Origin of the sequence: Aquimarina macrocephali JAMB N27 (assembly GCF_000520995.1) — a bacterium.
Classification (GTDB): Bacteria; Bacteroidota; Bacteroidia; order Flavobacteriales; family Flavobacteriaceae; genus Aquimarina; species Aquimarina macrocephali.
The window spans coordinates 1-1,319 of record NZ_JACA01000115.1 but is presented as its reverse complement, the minus strand read 5'-3'; the positions used below and the strand labels follow the sequence as shown (position 1 = coordinate 1,319).

Genomic DNA, 1,319 nt, shown 5'->3' with positions numbered 1-1,319 from the left:
CATCGGGTGTTACAGTGATGGTACCATCATTACCTCCAAAGCATTGTACAAGTGTAGGAGTACCACTAACCGATAAAGCAGGAGGGGCTATTAAGTTAAAAGAGTTACTTTCATCATAAGCATCGGGATTGGTAAATGGATCGGTGCCAGTCTTTGTTTGCCAACCTATTTTATATGTGCCAGGAGCTAGACCATTGGCATTCCAGGTAAAAGCCCGCCCATTAAAATCGCTTTTTATTAAAATATCGACTCCTGCAATAATATCAAACCCTATACCATCAAATTGATACACAACTAAGTTCATTCGCTCTGATACGGTATCATCTAATTCTCTATCAAAAGTTACAGTAAAACTACCATCAGTCTTGTCACTACAAGAAGGGTTAATTGGATTTGGATTTGGATTGACGTTAGGATCTAATGCCGGAGAATTATTAAGTATGTCAAAATTTAGAATTGGTGATTCTACAGTTGGGAGTCCTAGAAGGGAAAAAACATATTTGATTTTTAATACTTTGCCTCCTTGTACATTAGGCTCATTTCTAAGTATATTTTCAATTGTGGTGTTAAGTGGAAAAACATTTTTTATGTCATCAGGAAAATCTTTAAAAAAGAAGCCTCCGCCATAGCTATATTGCCATTTTACAGTTGGAATGGTCACAGGAGTATCAGAAAAAAGATTTTTGCTCTCGATAAATAGGTTCTGATCTAATGTTCTTGAAGTCTCTGATGCGGGCTGTATGTATTTTGGTAGAATTACAGATTGATGAAAAGGGTTATCTGGACTTCCAACAAAATTTGTTCGAATAGTAACATCACAAGATTTGTCTAAATCAGTAAGCCAACCAGGGCTACCAAAAGGAATAGGTCTGTATTTATCAATAAGTTTACTTTGAAATTTTATAAGTTTGAAATCATATGTTTTGCTACAAAAATAATCACATGCTGGAATACCTATAACTGATATCCATAGTCCAACCCTATGATATCGTTTTATATCAATAACCGGAATTGAAACCCCTAAATCGTATATGCCAGTATCAAAAACTTGTAGACTTCCTCCATCGAATTGGTACGAAACTGTTTCATTGAGACAAACACCATATTGAGGAACAGGATATGGCTTGCTAGAGACAAAAAGCGAATATTCAGGGACTTGTGCTAAGATTTGGAAAGAAAATACCCAACAGAATAAAATAAGTAAGTTTTTCATGACGACAAGTTTAGATTTTTCCTCTTTAACTTTAATTCATTAAGTTAATGTTTTAAAATGGATATTAGTTACCTTACAATTATTTTTCTAATATGATTTCCATATG

Annotated in this window: 1 protein-coding gene; it reads right to left on the bottom strand. The window is 34.3% G+C overall.

From position 1 onward, the window contains the following. Positions 1 to 1,213 (bottom strand): hypothetical protein (locus Z054_RS29600; RefSeq protein WP_035093871.1); only part of this gene is annotated, 1,213 nt, incomplete at its 3' end. Between the last annotated feature and the right edge of the window lie 106 nt (positions 1,214 to 1,319).